Here is an 18,985-nt window from a genome sequence, read left to right as displayed (position 1 = left end):
CAGCAGTGTAAATATTCAACACTGAATTTAAACATTTTGCCGCTAAAAGTCTTGCCAAAATGCGGAAAATGAAGTTCTATTAAGCACATTACACTGTAGTCCGCGGAACAGTTCATATGCAAAAAACCACAGCGCAGTTACTGGAGAACCCAGAGCTGTTGCACTTTGAAAGTCAAAAGACACTTAAACGATTAAGCCTATCTCTAAAAGCAACGGCAAAAGACTGCTGGCCAGAGCTGAAAAACAGGCTGGAGCAACAACTGCCAGCTTTACTTGAGCTTTATCTGAGTCTATATGCAGATCACTACGACTGCTATTACCATTTGGAGCAGCTGTTAAAACTGCTGGCCAAAAGTGCCGCACAGCGTCCAGCCTATTTACGCAAGGAAGATGCAGAGCCACAAAATTGGCATAAAGACTCAGCCGCATTGGGTGCAGCTTGTTATGTCGATTTATTTGCCAAAGACTTTCAGGGCCTTGCGCAACGTATCCCCTATTTAAAGCAAAGTGGCATTAACTACCTGCATCTGATGCCGCTATTTAAAGCACCGGAGCCTAACAGCGACGGTGGTTATGCCGTATCTGATTATCGCAGCACTATGCCTCAGCTTGGTTCAATGCAGCAATTAGCTGATTTGATGCAGCAGTTGCATCAGCAAGGCATTAAGCCGGTATTGGATTTTGTTTTTAACCACACATCTGACGAACACCGCTGGGCTGAAAAAGCCAAAGCTGGTGATGCAGAGTACCGTGACTTCTATTTTTTCCTGACCGAACAAGAGCGTGACCAGTTTGCTCCAAGCTTACGTGAGATTTTTCCGGAAATTCGCCGTGGTTGCTTTACCCAGGATAAGGCTTCAGCTTTATGGGTCTGGACTACCTTTAACAGCTTTCAGTGGGACTTAAATTACGCCAATCCGGCGGTATTTAATGCTATGGCTGAAGAAATGTTGTTTCTGGCCAATCAGGGCGCCTCGGTGCTGCGTTTAGATGCTTTGGCTTTTGTCTGGAAACAAGCGGGTACCAACTGCGAAAACCTGCCCAAAGCTCACACTTTAATCAAAGCTTTTAACGCTGTAGCCCGCATCGCTGCTCCGGCTTTGCAGTTTAAATCCGAAGCTATAGTGCACCCGGATGAAGTAGTGAAATACATAGCGCCGGAAGAATGCCAGCTGTCGTATAACCCGCTGTTGATGGCGCTGCTGTGGAATAGTTTAGCCACCCGTAAAACTAAGTTACTGACTGAATCCTTGCGTAAACGTTTTGCGATAAACCCAAATTGCAGCTGGGTCAATTACATCCGTTGCCATGACGATATTGGCTGGACTTTTGACGACAACATTGCCTGGCAACTGGGCATTAACCCGGATCATCACCGTCAATTTTTAAACCAGTTTTATACGGGTCAGTTTGAAGGCAGTTTTGCTGCAGGTGTGCCTTTTCAACAAAACCCTGTCACAGGTGATTGCCGGGTTGCCGGTATGTTGTCGTCTTTGGCTGGGGTGGAAAAAGCTGAAGCTGAAAACAACACCCTGCACCTCAAGCATGCGCTGGAACGTATTTACCTGCTCAATTCTGTGATTCTAAGTATTGGCGGTTTGCCGCTGCTTTATATGGGTGACGAACTGGGCTTAAAAAACGATTACAGCTATGTGCTTGATCCGGCTAAAAAAGACGACAGCCGCTGGGTCAACAGAGTGGCTGTAACAGATAAACAATTGGCGCTGGCCAACTCTGCCGATACCTTATCTGGCCGTATTTATCAGCAGTTACAGCACTTAACCCAAACCAGGGCCCAGTTACCACTGCTAGGTTCAGGCAGCACCGAAATACTGCTGGATGACAATCCACATCTGTTTTTATATCAACGTCAATTGGATGACAAACGCCTGGTGGCTGTGGTGAATTTTTCTGAACATGCTCAGCTTTGCAGCTCATTAGCGGGCCAGTTATGGTTCGACGAACTTACAGCTCAGAAGCTAGCTGCTGGTCCTTTACAACTTTTACCTTATCAGGTGCTGTGGTTAACTCCGACACACTGATGGCCAATTCCCTGATAACACTTTTCCCAAAGTGTTTGACTTTTGAAGCCCCTGCAAAGGGGCTATTTTTTCTGCCCTTCTGCTGAGTTGTTGTATGATTTGAAAAAACATCTCAGTGAGCCTTTATGACGGACTACCAAGCCCTCACCACAGAACTGCTACTACGCGATACTTTTCGGATGAACTGCCTTCGAGCGGCCCGCCAGCTGCGGCTGAAAGATTGCTATTTAGCGGCCGGCTTCTTACGCAATGCTATCTGGGATCATCTGCACGGGCAGCCAAAAATGACACCGCTGAACGATATCGATTTGGTGTATTTTGACTCTGCCGACAAGTCCACAGAAATAGAACTGCAGCTGACTTTTCAGTTAAATCGCCTGCTACCAGAGGCTGGTTGGGAAGTAAGAAATCAGGCCAGAATGCATGAATTGCATGGCCATGCGCCTTATCAAAATACAGCAGAAGGTATTGCACAGTGGGTTGAAATTCCAACTTGTGTTGGTGTGCGGCTGGAACAAAACGACTCGTTTAGCTTTTGTGCACCTTACGGTCTGGAGCAGAACTGGAGCCTGCAGTTACAACTAAACCCGTTTAATCCAAGACCACAGCTTTTTGCCCAACGAATACAGCAGAAAAACTGGCTAAAGCTTTGGCCACAGCTGCAACTTATCAGTTGACCAGTTATCCAGCCGAAGGTGCTCTGGTTCCGGCTATACCGGGCATAGCTTCACGGATCAGCTGTAAAAACTTACGCAGCCGGGCCGGATAATAACTGGCGTAAGGGTACATCAGATACACAGGCAAAGGCGCAGCACACCACTCTGGCTGCAAGTGCACCAGTTTGCCTTGGTCTATATCATCCTGCACCATCCAGGCCGAGCAAACCCCAACTCCCACACCGGATAAAATAGTGTTGCGCAGCGCAAACAAGCTGTCGGTGCTAAATTTTGGCTGAAACTCCAGCTGATGACTAGCATTCAGCTGACTGCTTTTTAACAAGATATGGGTGCGGTAAAAACTACTCAGCGCCAACCATGGCAAAGTTGCAAGCTGCTCAACCGCAGTGATCTGCGGATAGCGGGCCAGAAGCTCTGGTGATGCGACCACAAAACGTGGCACCTCAGCTAATAAAACCGCCACCATGGAGGTATCAGTAATTTCTCCGACGTGAATAGCGCAGTCTATGCCATCGTGAATAAAGTTGGGCGAATGGTCATTCAACTGCCAGTCGACACTCATCTGAGGATATTGATTCAGGTAACGCACCAAAGGCTCAATCAACTGTTGTTGACCAAAAGCATGAGGCGCACGCACTTTCAAAGTCCCCACTGGTTCATCTGAAGCTTGTTTTAAATCGTCTTCCAGTTCATTCCAACAGTTCATCAGTGTTTTGGCATGTTGATAACAACGTTGGCCATCGTCCGTTAACTTCATCGCATGAGTGGTGCGCAGCAGCAGTTTTACGCCAAGCAGAGTTTCCAGCGCCTGTAAGCGCCGACTGATGGTAGGTTGTGTCGTATGCAACTGAGTTGCTGCTGCAGATAAGCTACCGCTTTCCACTATACGCACAAAGGTTTGCATCAAGTCTATGCGATCGATGCCAGAATTTTTAAAAGTGCTCATACGCTATACGTATATCAGTTTTACTTTGGCTGTGGCTACCACTTGTTGTCAGTATGCTGAAAAATACCCTCTCAGAATGGTAAGCCTCCAGCAAATCTGGATTTTGAGGTTGAGTGATGTCAGCACAAGACGTATTGCACAGCGCAGAAATAAATCCCCTATCACGTCAGACTATCTTTACTCTGGCCACAGGCACAGGTTTAAGCGTCGCGACTATTTATTACAACCAGCCTTTGCTTGGGTTGATGGCGCAGGACTTACAGGCCAGTGTCAGCAGCACTGGTTTTGTTCCCACCTTCACCCAAATAGGGTATGCGCTGGGTATTCTGCTGTTGGTGCCTTTAGGGGATAAATTCAACAGACGTTACATTATTCTGCTAAAAAGCCTGCTACTGAGTTTAGCCCTGTTAATTTGCTCGCTGATGCCAGCTATTGAAGGCCTGCTGCTCGCCAGCCTGGCTATAGGTATTCTGGCCACTATGGCACAAGATATAGTGCCTGCGACTGCAGCTTTAGCCCCTGCTGAACATAGAGGACGAACTGTAGGCACAGTGATGACCGGATTATTAACCGGCATCTTATTGTCCAGAGTATTAAGTGGCACTATTGGCGAGTATTACGGCTGGCGTTTTATGTACGAACTGGCGGCTCTGAGTATTTTGCTGATTGGATTTCGGCTCTGGTGGTTATTACCTGATTTTGATGTCGACACTAAACTGAGTTATCCGGCGTTGTTGAAATCTATGGTCGGGCTGTGGACAAAATATACCGATCTGCGCCGTGCAGCTTTGTCCCAGGGCTTATTGTCTGTCGCCTTTAGTGCCTTTTGGTCGACTTTGGCGGTAATGCTGCACACAGACTTCCAGTTTGGCAGCGCAGTAGCCGGAGCCTTTGGTTTGGCAGGAGCTGCTGGCGCATTGGCCGCACCTTTGGCTGGCGCTATCGCTGATAAACAAGGGCCGGAGCGTGTCACTCAACTGGCAGCGGCTTTGGTGGCTTTATCCTTCGCGGCTATGTTTTTGCTGTCGTTGTTGCCCGTCAATGGCCAGATCGTTCTAATTCTCCTTAGCGCTATAGGTTTTGATTTAGGTGTACAAGCCGCACTTATCGCCAATCAAACTCTGGTGTATGGCCTGGAGCCTCCGGCCCGTGGCCGATTAAATGCGCTGTTATTTACCTCCGTATTTATTGGTATGGCGACAGGTTCAGCACTTGGCAGTAAAGCACTGGCAGAGTTCGGTTGGACTGGTGTCATCAGCCTGGCCACTGCGGCTGCAGTAGCCAGTTTACTGGTCAGATTAAAGACTAAATCCAGTTAATTTTCTGCTTTGGGCTGCATCAGTGCAGCCCATTTATTTTCTGCTGTAATTTAATCCGGTAAGAACCCGCCAACTAACGCATTTAGCATTGATCTGTAAGCCAAAATCAAGCACTCTGAAACCGCTTCCAATGACAATAAAAAGGACAGGGTTATGCTTTTTTTAAAGAAAAAACTGACAAAAACTGCTGGGGTACTCAGCCTGGTTTTAGCAAGCACTGCTGCTGGCTTCAGCTATGCCGATACAACAGCAGTTGCAGCCACTACACCTCAATTGAGTGTGCAGTTATGGTCAGTCAAAGATGCGATGCAGGCAGACTTTGAAGGCACTCTCACCAAGCTCGCAGCTATGGGTTTTGATGGTGTTGAGTTTGCAGGCTTTTTTGGCAAATACGCTAATGACGCCGCAGGTTTAAAAGCATTTTTAAACAAGCTGGGATTAAAAGCTTCAGGTGCTCATGTACCTTTTGAAAAGCTTAGCCCGGAGCAACTTGAGACCACTGTCGCTTTTTATAAAGCCATAGATTGCAATTATTTAATTATTCCAATGGATCAGCGTGCTTTTACTGTTGAAGGCGCAAAAGCCGTAGCTGCTGATTTAGCTGCTGTACAAGAAAAACTGACACCTTTAGGTATGCAGGTGGGTTATCACAACCACAAACCAGAAATGTTGGGCGAAATGGGTAAAACGCCATGGGATGTGATTGGCAAAAACACCAACAGCAAAGTTATTTTGCAGCAAGATGTGGGCTGGACTGAAGTAGCAGGCAAAGATCCTGTGGATTTTGTCAAAGCTTATCCTGGCCGCACTATTACCACTCACTACAAAGCTTCGGCACCAGAGCCTGGTAATACTGAAGATCCTATCCTTGGTAAAGACACGACCGACTGGAAAGCTTTGATCACCGCCAATAAAACTATAGGTGGCACTCAGTGGCTGGTGGTAGAACAGGAATCTTACCCTGCTGGTAAAACCCCTATGCAAAGTGTTGAAGCTTCACTTAAAGGCTTGCAAGCTATCATCGCAGACATGAAGTAATGAAAATGGGGTCAGATCACATTGTTAACCGTTAACAATGTGATCTGACCCCATTTTAGGTTAGAGCTTACGAACCCAGATATTGCGGAAACTAACGCTGTCACCGTGATCCTGCAATTTCAGTGGCAAGCAGCCATGCGCTTTCACTTGCGGTGCACCTATCCATTCAGTGGTACCAGCAATTTCAGTGTGGTTTTGCAACAACACGCCATTGTGCAGCACTGTGACATAACCTGGCGATAACCGCTTTTCACCGTCAAAACGTGGTGCTTTGTAGATGATGTCGTATTCTTGCCACTCACCTGTAGGACGTGTTGCGTTCGCCAGCGGAATAGTCTGCTTATACACAGCACCAGCCTGGCCATTTGGATAAGTTTTGTTCTGGTACGAATCTAAAATCTGGATTTCGTACATTTCCTGTAAAAAGATGCCGCTGTTGTTACGCAGCTGACCTTCTTTATCCATCCGGTCTTTGCCAACCCGCCATTCCAGATGCAGTTGAACATCGCAAAACGACTCTTTGCTGCGGATATCACCAGTACCGGGTTTTACCGTTAAAACACCTTCTGTCATAGTCCACTGCGCTGCAGCGCCAGTATTCACCGACTGCCACTGCGACAGGTTTTTATCCAATAGCTGTATCGCATCTGAAGGAGCCTGGCCTTCTGCTGTAGTGACCACAGGAGGTACCGGAGTCCAGACTTCAGTTTTAGCAGCTAACGCATGACGCTCTGCTTCTGTTAATTTGCTGATATCAGTCGCAGCTATAGCTGCTGTGCTTAACGATAAAGCAACGCCAATCCATACATAATTCATTATAAATACCTTAAAAAAGGCGGACTAAACCGCCTGATTGAAAACAGGAAGAAGCGAAACCTGATCAGGTCGCCCAGCCACGATCGCCCTTTTTATAAGGCATATTGCCATCGTAACGACCCGGTACCGCGACATAACGCAGCACTTCAGTTGCTCCCACTTTAGAAGTGAAAAACACCATCAGAGTCAGCTGTTTAAGCAAGGTAAAATAATGCGGTAACGGATTGGCAGCGGCCTGCTTTGCATCCTGATCCAGCTTCGAAAGCAATTCATGTTTCTGCGGTGCAGTTAGTTGCATAAAGTCTTTGCCAAATTGTTTTTTGGCCAGAGCTTTGATGGTTTTTAAGCCTTCAAAAAATACCGTCTGGAACTTCAACTCATAACAATCTGTCACCATGACAGCCATTACAGCGCCACAGCCAGCATCTTTGGCGCCTGGAGTACTGGTTTTTGGCAAAATGGTTTCAGCAATTTCGTCTAAAAAGGCGATATCAGACTGAGTAAAAAGTGCTTTACCCGCATCTGCTGATTTCAGGTCGGCAGCCCATAAATCACCACCCACCATGGCCACACCAGTAGCGGCTGCAATCATTTTTAACAGGTCACGTCTGTCCATTTTACAGGTCTCCCTTTTTCAGTGCGTCGACTGCATAAGCCGCAGCACGGGCAGTCAACGCCATATAGGTTAAAGACGGATTCACACAAGAGGCTGACGTCATTGCAGCGCCATCTGTGATAAAGACGTTAGGTGCATCCCAGACCTGGTTAAAGCCATTCAGTACCGAGGTTTTAGGATCGCGGCCCATGCGTGCAGTGCCCATTTCATGGATACCTTTGCCCGGATGGCATTCTCCATTAAAACCCTGAACGTTTTTGGCGCCGCCAGCTTCAAGAATATCAATACCATCCTGCATCATATCTTTACGCATTCTGATTTCGTTGGCTTTCAGCTCAGCGTCCATCGCCAGCACTGGTAAACCCCATTTGTCTTTGACACTACGGTCTAATGAAATTTTATTGCTGTGATCCGGTAAAATCTCACCAAAACCACTCATACCAATAGTCCAGGTACCAGGTTCAGCTAAGGCGTTTTTCAGATCAGCACCTATGCCCATTTCAGCCACGTTTTTCTGCCAGCCCTGACGGCTGGCGGCGCCCTGATAACCAAAACCACGTAAATAATCACGTTTATCACCGCCCCAGTTACGGAAACGCGGAATATAAAAACCTGTAGGACGACGGCCAAAATAGTATTTGTCGTCAAAGCCTTCTATCTCACCAAAAGCACCGGCATTTAAGTGGTGGTCCATCACATTGTGGCCCAGCTCACCGCTGCTGCTGCCTAAACCGCCTTCCCAGACATCTGTGGCTGAATTCATCAGTACCCAGGTCGAGTTAAAGGCTGAAGCGTTCAGGAACACTATTTTACTGGTGAATTCGTAAGTCTGATTGGTTTCACTATCCAGCACTTCGACACCACGGGCGCGTTTTTTGTCTTTGTCATACAGCACTTGAGTGACAATAGAAAAAGGTCGCACTGTTAAATTGCCGGTTTTCATCGCCACAGGCAAAGTAGAAGACTGAGTACTGAAATAAGCGCCAAATGGGCAACCTAACCAGCATTTATTGCGGTATTGGCAATTAACGCGGTTTTGTTCAGGTTTTGGCTGAGAAATGTTGGCTGTGCGGCCACAGATCAGATGACGGTTGCCACCAAAGGCTTTTTTCAGTCGTTCTGATACAGATTGTTCTACCACGTTCAATGGGAAAGCAGGCAGGTACTGGCCATCAGGCAATACATCCAGACCATCCCTGTTGCCTGAAATACCAGCAAAACGTTCGACATAGTCATACCAGGGCGCTATATCGGCATAACGTATAGGCCAATCGACCGCTATGCCTTCTTTTAAGTTGGCTTCAAAATCAGTTTCGTTTAAACGGTAACTCTGGCGGCCCCATAACAAAGAACGTCCACCCATATGGTAACCACGGAACCAGTCAAAACGTTTAATCTCCACATAAGGCGATTCGTCCTCACGGGCCCACATGCCGTAGGTGCTTTCATTCAGCGTATATTCCCGCTTCAGCACCGGATGCATGTTCTTCATCTTCTCAGTCGCCTTGTCGCGATGCGGATAATCCCAGGCTTCTTTAAAGGCATTGGTGTAGCCTTTGATATGTTCGATGTCACGACCACGTTCTAATAACAAAACTTTCAGGCCTTTTTCGGTCAGCTCTTTAGCGGCCCAGCCACCGCTGATGCCGGAACCGACCACTATGGCGTCGTAATGATTCTGCGCAACTGTCATCTTGTTGTCCCCTGTTGGGCGGGTTTTGTACCAGTCATATCTGGATGACTTTGGCTACATACCCTGTTTTCATTATATTTGGCAAAGCGGTCAGGCCGCTTTGTCCCGGTTTAAACGTCACAAATACGAATAGCCTGAGCCAATGACTGCGCCCTGCCTTCTTTAGTTTTGGGTGTTGGTACAAATTCCTGCGCCAGATAGCCGGTAAAACCTATGTCACGAATAGCTTTCGCTATAGCGACATAATTCAGCTCCTGCGAGTCGTCAATTTCATGGCGGCCCGGCACGCCTGCAGTGTGATAGTGGCCAAAATACTGATGGTTATCTTTGATAGTGCGGATAATGTCACCTTCCATAATCTGCATATGGTAGATGTCGTACAAAAGCTTAAAGTTCTGCGAGTTCAGTCGTTTACAAAGCTCAATAGCCCAGGCTGAACCATCGGCCAGATAATCAGGGTGATCCACTTTGCTGTTAAACAGCTCCATTTGCAGCACCACACCACGCTTTTCTGCATGAGGTAAAATCTGCTTTAAACCAGTGACTGCATTTTGCAATGCTATTTCTCTGTCCATACCACGGGCATTGCCACTAAAACAGATCAGGTTTTTATAACCGGCCTCTGCCACTAAATCTATGTGTTTTAAGTAGCGTTTTATCAGCTCCGGATGAAACTTAGGATCAGACCAGCCATCAACCAGATTCAGCTCTGCACCATTACACATGGAGCTGTCCACACCATGTTTTTTCAAGGTGGGCCAATCTTCTGGTCCTACTAAATCTATCGCAGTAAAACCTAAAGACTTCACCAGCAGGCAAAGCTCTTCAATGGATAAATCACCATAAGTCCAACGGCTGACTGAATGACGGATATTGCCTTTAAGCGCACCACTTGTCGCAGGTGCTGCAGCTGCAGCACCTGACAGTAACAAACCAGAACCTAAGACCGAAGCACCAATAGCACCAGCAGCCAGTTGTTTTAACAATTCACGGCGGGGTAATTGCGGCTTCATGGCTGTTTGTCCTCTGCTTGTTGCAAGGTCTCGTTTTTGAAAATCAACGCAAACAGCACCAGCACCACAGCAGCAAATACAGCAGGGAATAACCAGATGGAAGTCCAGTCTGTCGCTTCAGCGCTGCTGTAAGCCTGAGTGATTTGGCCTGCAACGCTAAAGCCAATCAGCATACCTATACCGTAAGTGGCTAACGTGATTAAACCCTGAGCCGCACTGCGGATTTTTACGCCCGCTTTGCTGTTGGTGTAAATCTGGCCTGAGACAAAAAAGAAGTCATAACAAATACCGTGCAGCGCTATACCAATCACCAGTAACCACAAGCCCTGACCTGCATCACCGTAAGCAAACAGCACATAACGTAATACCCAGGCCGCCATACCTAATAATAAGGTCCAGCGAATACCAAAACGATTCAGAAACAGCGGTAAAGCAAGCATAAATAACACTTCAGACACCTGGCCTAAAGTCATTTTGCCTGTGGCATTTTCAACGCCTATACCTGTCAGGAAAGGGTTGGCATTCTGGTAATAAAAGGCCAGCGGAATACAAATCAGCACTGAGGCTAAAAAGAACAAGGCGAAGTTACGATCTTTTAACAGTGCTAAAGCATCCAGTCCCAGCAACTCACCTAACTTCAGTTGTTGGCCACGACCCGCAGGTGGTGTTGCAGGTAAGGTAAAGCTGTATAAACCCAACACTAAGGAAGCCACGGCACACATCAGGAAGGTATTTTTCAGCGCACCATCTGCGATAGCCTGCTGGGCATCCCAACCAAAGGCATAACTGATGACTAAACCAGCAGCTATCCAGCCGATAGTGCCCCAAACCCGGATTTGACCAAACTCCAGTTCAGGTTGTTTTAACTGGCCAAAAGACACAGAGTTCACCAGCGCCAGCGTTGGCATATAGGCCAGCATGTAACCTAAAACCAGTGGATAAAAGGTAGTAAAATCAGCGGCCTGATACATAAAGTATAGTAAAACCGCACCAGCTAAATGCAGCACACCCAATAAACGTTCAGCGTTAAAAAAACGGTCGGCGATTAAGCCGACTATAAATGGCGCAATAATAGCGCCCCAGGACTGAGTTGAAAAAGCCATACCAGTTTGTGGGCCAGTAGCCTGCAGGTTCTGGCTTAAAAAAGTACCTAAAGTGACAAACCAGCCACCCCAGATAAAGAACTGTAAAAACATCATGCTGCATAAGCGTATTTTTATGCTGTTCATTCTATTCGTCTTCCCCGTTGATTTTACCCTTCATCCTTAAAGCTGCTGCGGTACTGACTGCATCATCAATGATTTTGGGTAAATAATGATTTCTTAATTTTTATTATGCGATTACGGTTTTAACCCCAAGATCCGGCGGTTACGCGCCTCGTCTGTTTTAGCACCAGCAAAGTCATCAAAGGCTCTGCCAGCCTTTTCAATCAGGTGAGACGCGATAAATGGAGCCCCTTCGCGTGCGCCCTGGGTTGAATCTTTTAAACAACATTCCCATTCCAGCACTGCCCAACCGTCGAAATCATATTGGGTTAACTTGCTGAAAATACTTTTAAAATCAACCTGACCGTCACCTAAAGAACGGAAGCGTCCTGGTCTGTTCACCCAATCCTGATAACCACCATAAACACCGCTGCGGCCATTAGGACGGAACTCAGCATCTTTGACATGGTACATTTTGATTCTGCTGTGGTAGCGGTCGATAAAATCTAAATAATCCAGTTGCTGCAGCACAAAGTGACTTGGATCGAACAAAATATTGGCGCGCGGATGGTTGTTGGTGGCTGCTAAAAACATCTCGAAGGTAGCGCCGTCATGTAAATCCTCGCCCGGGTGGATTTCATAACAAACATCCACTCCAGCTTCATCAAAGGCATCAAGAATTGGCAACCAGCGTTTAGCCAATTCTGCAAAACCCTGCTCCACCAAACCCGCAGGACGTTGCGGCCATGGATACACTAAATGCCACAGCAAAGCGCCGGAAAAAGTCGCATGAGCTTTTAAGCCTAAATTCTGACTGGCTTTAGCCGCCAGCTTTAACTGCTTCACAGCCCATTGTGTGCGTTCAGCCGGTTTGCCACGTAAAGCTTCAGGTGCGAAGTTATCAAACAACTCGTCATAAGCCGGATGCACAGCCACTAACTGGCCCTGCAAGTGAGTCGACAGCTCAGTGATTTCAACACCGGCAGCGCGGCATTTGGCCTGAATCTCATCACAATAGGCCTGACTGGTCGCCGCTGACTCCAAATCAAAAAAGGCCGGGTTATTAGTCGGCACCTGAATGCCTTTGTAGCCTAAGTCTGCAGCCCATTTGGCCATGCTGACCACGTGGTTAAATGGAGCTTCGTCGCCCATAAACTGAGCCAGAAATATGGCTGGCCCTTTCATTTTATTCATCTGTATTCCTTGAGCCAGCATGCTGGCTAATCAAAAAGTTGAACGCTGCCTTTACATCCACGAGCGGCTTAATCTATCGCAGGAATTGACAGCCATTTTTCATTGCTATGCTGACTGCTGCTGACGGTTTCAATAAATGCCATACCCCGCATACCGGCTTTAATGCCTGGCACACCAGTAGGAGTACCACGTTCGCCAGCGCGGATAGCGGCGGCAAAATCACGGTATAAATTTCCCATAGCTTCCAGATAACCTTCAGGGTGACCTGCTGGCAAACGACAGCGGCGAGAAGCTTCAGCGCCCAAACCAGCCTGACCAGCTCCGGCACGCAATACCTGAACAGGAGCACCGTGAGGTTTTACAATCAGCGTATTAGGTTCCATCTGATGCCACTCCAGCCCGCCTTTTTCACCATAAATACGGATTTTCAGCGCGTTTTCTTCACCAGCACAAATTTGGCTTGCCAGTAAAACACCACTGGCGCCACCATCTGTGCGGAATAAAGCTGCACCGTCATCATCAAGACGACGGCCCTCTACATGGCTTTTGAGTTCAGCACAAAGTTCGGTGATATGCTGGCCACTGATAAACTCCGCCATACCAAAAGCATGGGTACCAATATCAGCCATACAACCACTGGCACCAGCCTGAGCGGGATCAGTACGCCAGCTGGCTTGTTTGTTCTGACTGCTTTCTAAATCTTCGGTCAGCCAGCCTTGTGGGTATTCAACAAAAATTTTACGGATAGTGCCCAAAGTGCCGTTTTGCACCAGTTCTTTAGCTTGCCATACCATAGGATAACCAAGGTAAGTATGAGCCAAACCATAGAGGCTATTGCTGGCAATCAAATCCACAGCCAGTTGCTGAGTTTCAGCTAGCGTGACTCCAGCTGGTTTTTCACAAAACACATGAAAATCTGCAGCTATAGCAGCGCGGCTGATAGGCACATGCAGCTGATTTGGTGTCACTATCACCAAAAGCTGCATCCGTTTGTCTTCAGGTAATGCGGCTTCTTGCTGCACTAACTCTTGCCAGCTGCTGTACAGACGATTCGGATCAAGACACAAATCGTCACCTGTGCGCTGGTTATTACCGGCATCCCGGCTAAAAGCACCACAGACTAATTCAATCTGGCCGTCCAGCGCTGCAGCATGACGATGCACTGCACCAATAAAAGCGCCTTCTCCGCCGCCGACCATACCCATACGAATTTTTTGTTTAGCTGGGGTTTTCATGGTTTTTTTCCCTGTGGTTTACAAACACAAACAGATAGTGACTGTAGATCAAAAATTGAAGCTGCAAAAAATGTAACGGATTACATTTTGTGTCGTCAATAGAAAATCCGCTGTTTGTCGCAAATTACGCACTTTAATTGCACAAACATAAAAAAACACCGCACCAAATAAGAGCATTTGCACTAATTAAGCCTGAGTATTTCGGTAGAACTGCCTTCCCATTTATAAAAAAGTGCTTTATAAATGATATCGGTTACATCAACTGTCAGATAAAAATAAGCGGTTGAATATTGTCAGGTTAATAGATGCACCCTGTTGAATATCCAGATAAAATCCGGAGCAAATCCCTAAAGTGAAATACATTCATGTCTACTATTCGTGACGTAGCACAACAGGCTGGAGTGTCGGTGGCCACAGTGTCCCGGGCTTTGCAGCAGCCCGATTTGGTGTCACTGAAGACCCGAACTAAAGTGCTGACAGCAGTCAAACAGCTTGGCTATAAACCTAATTTGATGGCTGTAAAATTTCGCTCAGGTAAAACCCGTAATCTGGTCGTTCTGGTACCTACAGTGGCCAACGTATTTTTTGCCCGAGTGATCAGTGGCATGCAACAAGCTGCTCACGATAAAGGTTATTCACTGCTGTTATGCAATACGCTGGCAGATGAAGAAATGGAACAAAGTTATGCCCGTATGGTGCATACCTCGCAAGCGGATGGTCTGGTTCAGCTGCGCGCTCATAACCCCTTTGCTCAACTGGACATGAAAACCGGCTCTGTGTTGCCTATGGTCAATGCCTGTGAAGTATTAGACCGTATCGCCTGCCCTACTGTGTTATTGGATAACAGAGCAGCGGCCTGCGCTATGACCGAACATTTACTGCAGCTGGGGCACAAACGTATTGCAATGATTAAAGGCCCGGCCCGCAGCCCGTTAACCCGTGACAGGGTGGCAGGTTATCGCGATGCCTTAAATGCTGCTGGCGTCCCTTTTGATGAAAGCTTGTTGTATCCGGGCGATTTTACTTTGCAATCCGGCCATAAAGCGGCCACAGAATTATTGGCTTTGCCTAATCCACCCAGCGCCATGTTTTGCGAAAACGATGAAATGGCGATAGGTGCTATGCAAGGTATTAAACAAAGTGGCCTGAAAGTACCAGGCGATATCTCTGTGGCAGGTTTTGATGATATTTCTTTTGCCGCCTTTGCCGATCCGCCACTGACCACCATAGCTCAGCCCGCTGAAGAATTTGGCAGTACAGCGGTCAGCTTATTAATAGATTTAATCGAAGGTCGTCTGGGTAAAGCACCTAAAGTCATTTTACCTTTTGACCTTATTCAACGTGCCAGCACAGGTCCAGCTCCGGCTGGGTTAGGCTGACTTTAGTCACTATGCCAGCGCATATTCTGCTTGGGCAGGGTTGAGCTGGTTGACGCAACCAGAGCAGGAGCTAGCTATGCCATACGACCATTCGACCTTAGAACAAAAACCAGAATTGCTGGATCAGCAGCGGCGACAATTTCTGAAACTCAGTGCGCTGGGTTTAGGCGTGGCAGGTTTAGGTATGGCGTCGCTGCCATTATCTGCAGAAACTAAAGCATCAGCCAGTGCTGCTAAAGTAGTCCCAGGGTTGCAGCTTTATACGCTGCGAGATCTGATGGCCCAAAGTGTGGCAGACACCTTAAAACTGGTGGCTGGTGTAGGTTATACCCAGGTTGAATTTGCAGGTTATTACGATCAAAGCGCAACGCAGTTAAAGAAGATCATGGACAGCGAAGGTCTGAGCGCTCCATCCTGCCATGTACCTTTGGATGTAATGCAAAAAGATCTGGATAAGGTGATTGAGCAAGCCTTAGTGGTGGGTCACAAGTATCTGGTACTGCCTTATCTGATGGACACAGACCGTAAAACTATCGACCAATACAAAGCCTTAGCGGCGTTTTTAAACAAAGCCGGCGAAAAAATTCAGGCCGCTGGTATGCAACTGACTTATCACAACCACGACTTTGAGTTTATTAAGCTGTCCGGCCAGGTGCCTTACGATGTGCTGCTGAATGAAACAGACGCCAAACTGCTGCAAATGGAGCTGGATTTATATTGGGTCGTCAAAGCAGGCCTTAGTCCACTGGATTTAATAGCCCGCCAACCAGGCCGCTTCCCACTTTGGCATGTCAAAGACATGGACAAAGCAGGTAGTTTTGCGGATGTAGGCAAAGGTGTGATTGATTTCAAACCTATTTTTGCCAAAGCCGATGCAGCAGGTTTACGCCACGCTTATGTCGAACGCGACCAAACCGACAACAGAGTGGAAACTATTCGTCAGGGCTTTAGCGCGTTAAGCAAGTTACTAAGCTGATTATTTCCTCCCCTTTCTTTTAAAAATAAGCCGGACTTTTTGGTCCGGTTATTTTTTTTTGCAGCAAATTTATTACTGCAATTCGACTCATCAGATTGATTATTTTCTGGACAGGCTTGACATCAGTTAAATTCGGAAGTAAAACGATTAAGAGATGAATTAAAAAAGTTCATCCAATGATTCAAAAAAGCGACTCTATAGCAAAAAGCTGGCAGTTGCTTTTTTATAAAAAAATAACTTAATCGATTAAGTAACTACCCGACAGGGGGCAAATACAATGTTCAAGCAACAGAAAGTTTCAGTGGCGGTACGGCAGGTATTATTCGCATCTACACTTATTGCAACTGGCCCTGTCTGGGCACAAAGCACGGCAGCCACAGAAGCAGCAGGATCAGAAAAAGCTGAAACCGAAGCCTTTGAAACCATAGTAGTCACTGGTAGCGTACCGGGCCGTACCCAGATTGAATCTGCTATTGCGGTCACCAGCGTAGATGCGGAAATGATCAAAGATTTCCAACCCAGCTCAGAAGCTGAAGTATTCCGTATGATCCCAGGCATTCAGGTGGCCGGTACTTCGGGCCCTGGCGGTAACTCAAATATCGCTGTGCGCGGTTTGCCTGTAGCAACTGGCGGCTCACCTTTTGTGCAAATTCAGGAAGACGGTTTACCAACAGTGTTATTTGGTGATCTACAGTTTGGTAACAACGACTACTGGACCCGTTTTGATTCAAGTGTTGACCGGGTTGAAGGTGTGCGTGGCGGTACAGCAGGTACATTCTCCTCTCAGTCACCTGGCGCTATTATCAACTACATCAGTAACTACGGTGACGTTGAAGGTGGTTTACTCCGCCTGAACACTGGTGTTGGCCATGACGAGAAAAAAGTTGATTTCCGTTATGGTGGAGCAGCCAGCGACAGCGTTAATTTCCATGTTGGTGGTTATGTCAAACAAGGCAAAGGCCCATTAGATGCAGCTTTTAACGTCAGTGAAAGTGCACAGGTAAAAGCCAACGTCACCAAGTTTTTTGAAGATGATGTCAGTTATTTCCGCGTGTTGGTAAAAGTAGCAGACACTCAGGAACCGAACTACACAGGGGCTCCTGCACTGGCCAACTACGACGGCAACAGTTTCAGCGATTTACGCCCTTACCCTGGTTTTGATGGCCGTAATCAATCGAACTACTCTATCCACAACCAGGAGTTTCTGATCGTCAACCGCGAAGGTGTGACAGAGCGGGTAGAGATGTCTGGTATTACTACTGAATCATTTTCACTTGGTAACGAGCTGCATTACGAATTCAAAAACGACATCCTGCTGGACAATAAAATGCGCTGGACAGATATGAGCGGCGGCTTTACTTCGCCTTTCTTTAACGCAGCTACCACAGCCAGTGTGTTAGGTTCAACAGTCAATGGTGCAGTAGTAAACAGTATTCGTTTTGCCAATGGCCCACGAGCTGGTGAGTTGTACGATTCAGCCTATCTGAACAACAACACCAACGTAAATACCAACATTCGTGATGTTGGCAGCTTTGTAAACGATTTAGCTGTATCCAAAGAATTCGCCATAGACGACAACACTTTTACGGCACGCGCTGGTTATTTTTACATGAACCAGAATGTGGCAGCGGACTGGCATACCAACAGAACCTATTCTGAACTCAGCGGCGATAATCCAGCTATGCTGGATTTATTTGATGATGCAGGCAATCAGTTAACTGCAAACGGTATCGCAGGTTTCAATGATAACTGGGGCAGCTCAAACGCCCGCGATTACGACTTAGCCTACACAGACACAGCCCCATACCTGGCGCTGGATTTTGATACGGATCTCTTTACGCTGGATACCAGCGTACGTCGTGACACTGTGGATGCTTCAGGTTGGACAGCAGCTGGTGGAGAAGTATTTAACACTGTGGTTGATGGTGTGGCTATTCCAACGTTGATCCCTAATGGTGCCCGCGAAAACCTGAACTACTCTGTCAGTTACACTTCCTGGACTGTAGGTGGTTTGTATAAATTAAACGAAGACACCAGCCTCTTTACACGGGCATCCAAAGGTGGCCGTTTTAACGGTGATCGTCAAACCGTCAGCGGTAAAATTAATGCCGATGGTTCGTTAAATCAGCAAGGCTTAACTTCAGCGGTCGACTTTGTGAATCAGTACGAGCTGGGTGTGAAACGCCGTGGTGAAGTGCTGGATGGTTATTACACTTTTGAGCTGACCTTACTCAAAGGTGACTTTAAACAAAGCACTTATGAGTTATCTGCGACCCGCTGTGGTGGCGTAGCAGGTGGTTGTGTGATTGACGCTGAATACAAATCTCAGGGCGCTGAAATTCTAGGTACAGTGCGGATTGGCGACTTCTCGCTGGTGGGTAACGCTACTTATTCAGATGCAGAAAAACTATCAGCAGGAACAACAAACTGGACCCGTGCTGACGGTATTCCTGATTTAATTTATACCCTGTCATCCAACTATCATATTAATGATCAATGGATCACAGGCTTAAATATTACAGGTCAGACAGCAGCTATTGACGGTGCTGGTAATGAATATCCGGACAACTACACCTTAGGTGGTAGCCTGAGATACAGCCCAACTGATAATCTGGAATTTGGCTTTCAGGTGTATAACCTGACAGATGAATTTGATATCCGTGGCAGCGGTGGTTTAGCAGACGCTTCAGTAACGCCGACCGTGATTTCAGGCTCTCCTGTGATTGGCCGTACAGCGACAGCTTCAGTGACAGTGACTTTCTAAGCTGTTTTTCAGGCAAAACGAAAAAAACAGGCTGGTAAAGTGCACACTGCTTTACCAGCTTTTCCGTTTCAT

The 18,985-nt window shown here is 47.0% G+C and carries 15 protein-coding genes; 7 read left to right on the top strand and 8 right to left on the bottom strand.

Features of this window, described 5'->3' with window-relative positions; translation table 11 throughout:
* Positions 1-116 precede the first annotated feature (116 nt).
* Both OM978_RS05505 and OM978_RS05500 read left to right on the top strand, forming a co-directional pair.
* Positions 117-2,042, top strand: coding sequence for an amylosucrase (locus tag OM978_RS05505; protein WP_264345892.1), 1,926 nt, complete (start codon positions 117-119; stop codon positions 2,040-2,042).
* A gap of 125 nt (positions 2,043-2,167) precedes the next feature.
* Entirely contained in the window at positions 2,168-2,719 is a 552-nt protein-coding gene (locus OM978_RS05500) for a nucleotidyltransferase family protein (protein ID WP_264345891.1), read from the top strand.
* 4 nt (positions 2,720-2,723) lie between these two features.
* Here OM978_RS05500 and OM978_RS05495 read toward each other — a convergent pair whose 3' ends face one another.
* Positions 2,724-3,665: a LysR family transcriptional regulator gene (locus OM978_RS05495; RefSeq protein WP_264345890.1), complete on the bottom strand. Its 942-nt coding sequence runs from the start codon at positions 3,663-3,665 to the stop codon at positions 2,724-2,726.
* Between the two features lie 116 nt (positions 3,666-3,781).
* Between OM978_RS05495 and OM978_RS05490 the strand changes: the two genes are divergently transcribed.
* Positions 3,782-4,984 (top strand): MFS transporter, encoded by a 1,203-nt coding sequence (locus OM978_RS05490; RefSeq protein ID WP_264345889.1) that lies wholly within the window; start codon positions 3,782-3,784, stop codon positions 4,982-4,984.
* Between the two features lie 153 nt (positions 4,985-5,137).
* Positions 5,138-6,022: a sugar phosphate isomerase/epimerase family protein gene (locus OM978_RS05485; RefSeq protein WP_264345888.1), complete on the top strand. Its 885-nt coding sequence runs from the start codon at positions 5,138-5,140 to the stop codon at positions 6,020-6,022.
* A gap of 60 nt (positions 6,023-6,082) precedes the next feature.
* On the opposite strand, the gene OM978_RS05480 is transcribed toward OM978_RS05485, so the two are convergent.
* The 7 genes from OM978_RS05480 to OM978_RS05450 all read right to left on the bottom strand — a co-directional run bounded on the left by OM978_RS05480 (position 6,083) and on the right by OM978_RS05450 (position 13,794).
* The gene (locus OM978_RS05480) at positions 6,083-6,838 is read right to left on the bottom strand and encodes a DUF1080 domain-containing protein (protein WP_264345887.1); all 756 of its coding nucleotides are present in this window, start codon (positions 6,836-6,838) and stop codon (positions 6,083-6,085) included.
* 64 nt (positions 6,839-6,902) lie between these two features.
* Positions 6,903-7,454: a gluconate 2-dehydrogenase subunit 3 family protein gene (locus OM978_RS05475; protein ID WP_264345886.1), complete on the bottom strand. Its 552-nt coding sequence runs from the start codon at positions 7,452-7,454 to the stop codon at positions 6,903-6,905.
* Position 7,455: 1 nt separating this feature from the next.
* The gene (locus OM978_RS05470; RefSeq protein ID WP_264345885.1) at positions 7,456-9,147 is read right to left on the bottom strand and encodes a GMC oxidoreductase; all 1,692 of its coding nucleotides are present in this window, start codon (positions 9,145-9,147) and stop codon (positions 7,456-7,458) included.
* Positions 9,148-9,257: 110 nt separating this feature from the next.
* Positions 9,258-10,160 (bottom strand): hydroxypyruvate isomerase family protein, encoded by a 903-nt coding sequence (locus OM978_RS05465; RefSeq protein WP_264345884.1) that lies wholly within the window; start codon positions 10,158-10,160, stop codon positions 9,258-9,260.
* Entirely contained in the window at positions 10,157-11,389 is a 1,233-nt protein-coding gene (locus OM978_RS05460; RefSeq protein WP_264345883.1) for a nucleoside permease, read from the bottom strand. The genes OM978_RS05465 and OM978_RS05460 overlap by 4 nt, the downstream gene beginning before the upstream one ends.
* A gap of 111 nt (positions 11,390-11,500) precedes the next feature.
* Positions 11,501-12,559: a sugar phosphate isomerase/epimerase family protein gene (locus tag OM978_RS05455; RefSeq protein ID WP_264345882.1), complete on the bottom strand. Its 1,059-nt coding sequence runs from the start codon at positions 12,557-12,559 to the stop codon at positions 11,501-11,503.
* Between the two features lie 68 nt (positions 12,560-12,627).
* Positions 12,628-13,794 carry a Gfo/Idh/MocA family protein gene (locus OM978_RS05450; protein WP_264345881.1) on the bottom strand — a complete coding sequence of 389 codons (1,167 nt, stop codon included), beginning with the start codon at positions 13,792-13,794 and terminating at the stop codon, positions 12,628-12,630.
* A 365-nt stretch (positions 13,795-14,159) separates the two neighbouring features.
* On the opposite strand from OM978_RS05450, the gene OM978_RS05445 reads away from it, so the two are divergent.
* The 3 genes from OM978_RS05445 (at position 14,160) to OM978_RS05435 (ending at position 18,913) form a co-directional block, all read left to right on the top strand.
* Positions 14,160-15,173: a LacI family DNA-binding transcriptional regulator gene (locus OM978_RS05445; protein ID WP_264345880.1), complete on the top strand. Its 1,014-nt coding sequence runs from the start codon at positions 14,160-14,162 to the stop codon at positions 15,171-15,173.
* Between the two features lie 76 nt (positions 15,174-15,249).
* Positions 15,250-16,149, top strand: coding sequence for a sugar phosphate isomerase/epimerase family protein (locus OM978_RS05440; RefSeq protein ID WP_264345879.1), 900 nt, complete (start codon positions 15,250-15,252; stop codon positions 16,147-16,149).
* A 277-nt stretch (positions 16,150-16,426) separates the two neighbouring features.
* Complete coding sequence (locus tag OM978_RS05435; protein WP_264345878.1) at positions 16,427-18,913, top strand: TonB-dependent receptor domain-containing protein; 2,487 nt, start codon at positions 16,427-16,429, stop codon at positions 18,911-18,913.
* Positions 18,914-18,985: the final 72 nt, after the last annotated feature.

This window comes from Rheinheimera sp. MM224, from assembly GCF_947090785.1.
GTDB lineage: Bacteria > Pseudomonadota > Gammaproteobacteria > Enterobacterales > Alteromonadaceae > Pararheinheimera.
The sequence above is the reverse complement of the archived record's forward strand: the minus strand, read 5'-3'. Positions and strand labels throughout refer to the sequence as shown.

Bases quoted from the DNA above. Each gene is read 5' to 3' on its own strand.
- OM978_RS05505 (WP_264345892.1), top strand. From the start codon at position 117: ATGCAAAAAACCACAGCGCAGTTACTGGAGAACCCAGAGCTGTTGCAC.
- OM978_RS05500 (WP_264345891.1), top strand. From the start codon at position 2,168: ATGACGGACTACCAAGCCCTCACCACAGAACTGCTACTACGCGATACT.
- OM978_RS05495 (WP_264345890.1), bottom strand. From the start codon at position 3,665: ATGAGCACTTTTAAAAATTCTGGCATCGATCGCATAGACTTGATGCAA.
- OM978_RS05490 (WP_264345889.1), top strand. From the start codon at position 3,782: ATGTCAGCACAAGACGTATTGCACAGCGCAGAAATAAATCCCCTATCA.
- OM978_RS05485 (WP_264345888.1), top strand. From the start codon at position 5,138: ATGCTTTTTTTAAAGAAAAAACTGACAAAAACTGCTGGGGTACTCAGC.
- OM978_RS05480 (WP_264345887.1), bottom strand. From the start codon at position 6,838: ATGAATTATGTATGGATTGGCGTTGCTTTATCGTTAAGCACAGCAGCT.
- OM978_RS05475 (WP_264345886.1), bottom strand. From the start codon at position 7,454: ATGGACAGACGTGACCTGTTAAAAATGATTGCAGCCGCTACTGGTGTG.
- OM978_RS05470 (WP_264345885.1), bottom strand. From the start codon at position 9,147: ATGACAGTTGCGCAGAATCATTACGACGCCATAGTGGTCGGTTCCGGC.
- OM978_RS05465 (WP_264345884.1), bottom strand. From the start codon at position 10,160: ATGAAGCCGCAATTACCCCGCCGTGAATTGTTAAAACAACTGGCTGCT.
- OM978_RS05460 (WP_264345883.1), bottom strand. From the start codon at position 11,389: ATGAACAGCATAAAAATACGCTTATGCAGCATGATGTTTTTACAGTTC.
- OM978_RS05455 (WP_264345882.1), bottom strand. From the start codon at position 12,559: ATGAATAAAATGAAAGGGCCAGCCATATTTCTGGCTCAGTTTATGGGC.
- OM978_RS05450 (WP_264345881.1), bottom strand. From the start codon at position 13,794: ATGAAAACCCCAGCTAAACAAAAAATTCGTATGGGTATGGTCGGCGGC.
- OM978_RS05445 (WP_264345880.1), top strand. From the start codon at position 14,160: ATGTCTACTATTCGTGACGTAGCACAACAGGCTGGAGTGTCGGTGGCC.
- OM978_RS05440 (WP_264345879.1), top strand. From the start codon at position 15,250: ATGCCATACGACCATTCGACCTTAGAACAAAAACCAGAATTGCTGGAT.
- OM978_RS05435 (WP_264345878.1), top strand. From the start codon at position 16,427: ATGTTCAAGCAACAGAAAGTTTCAGTGGCGGTACGGCAGGTATTATTC.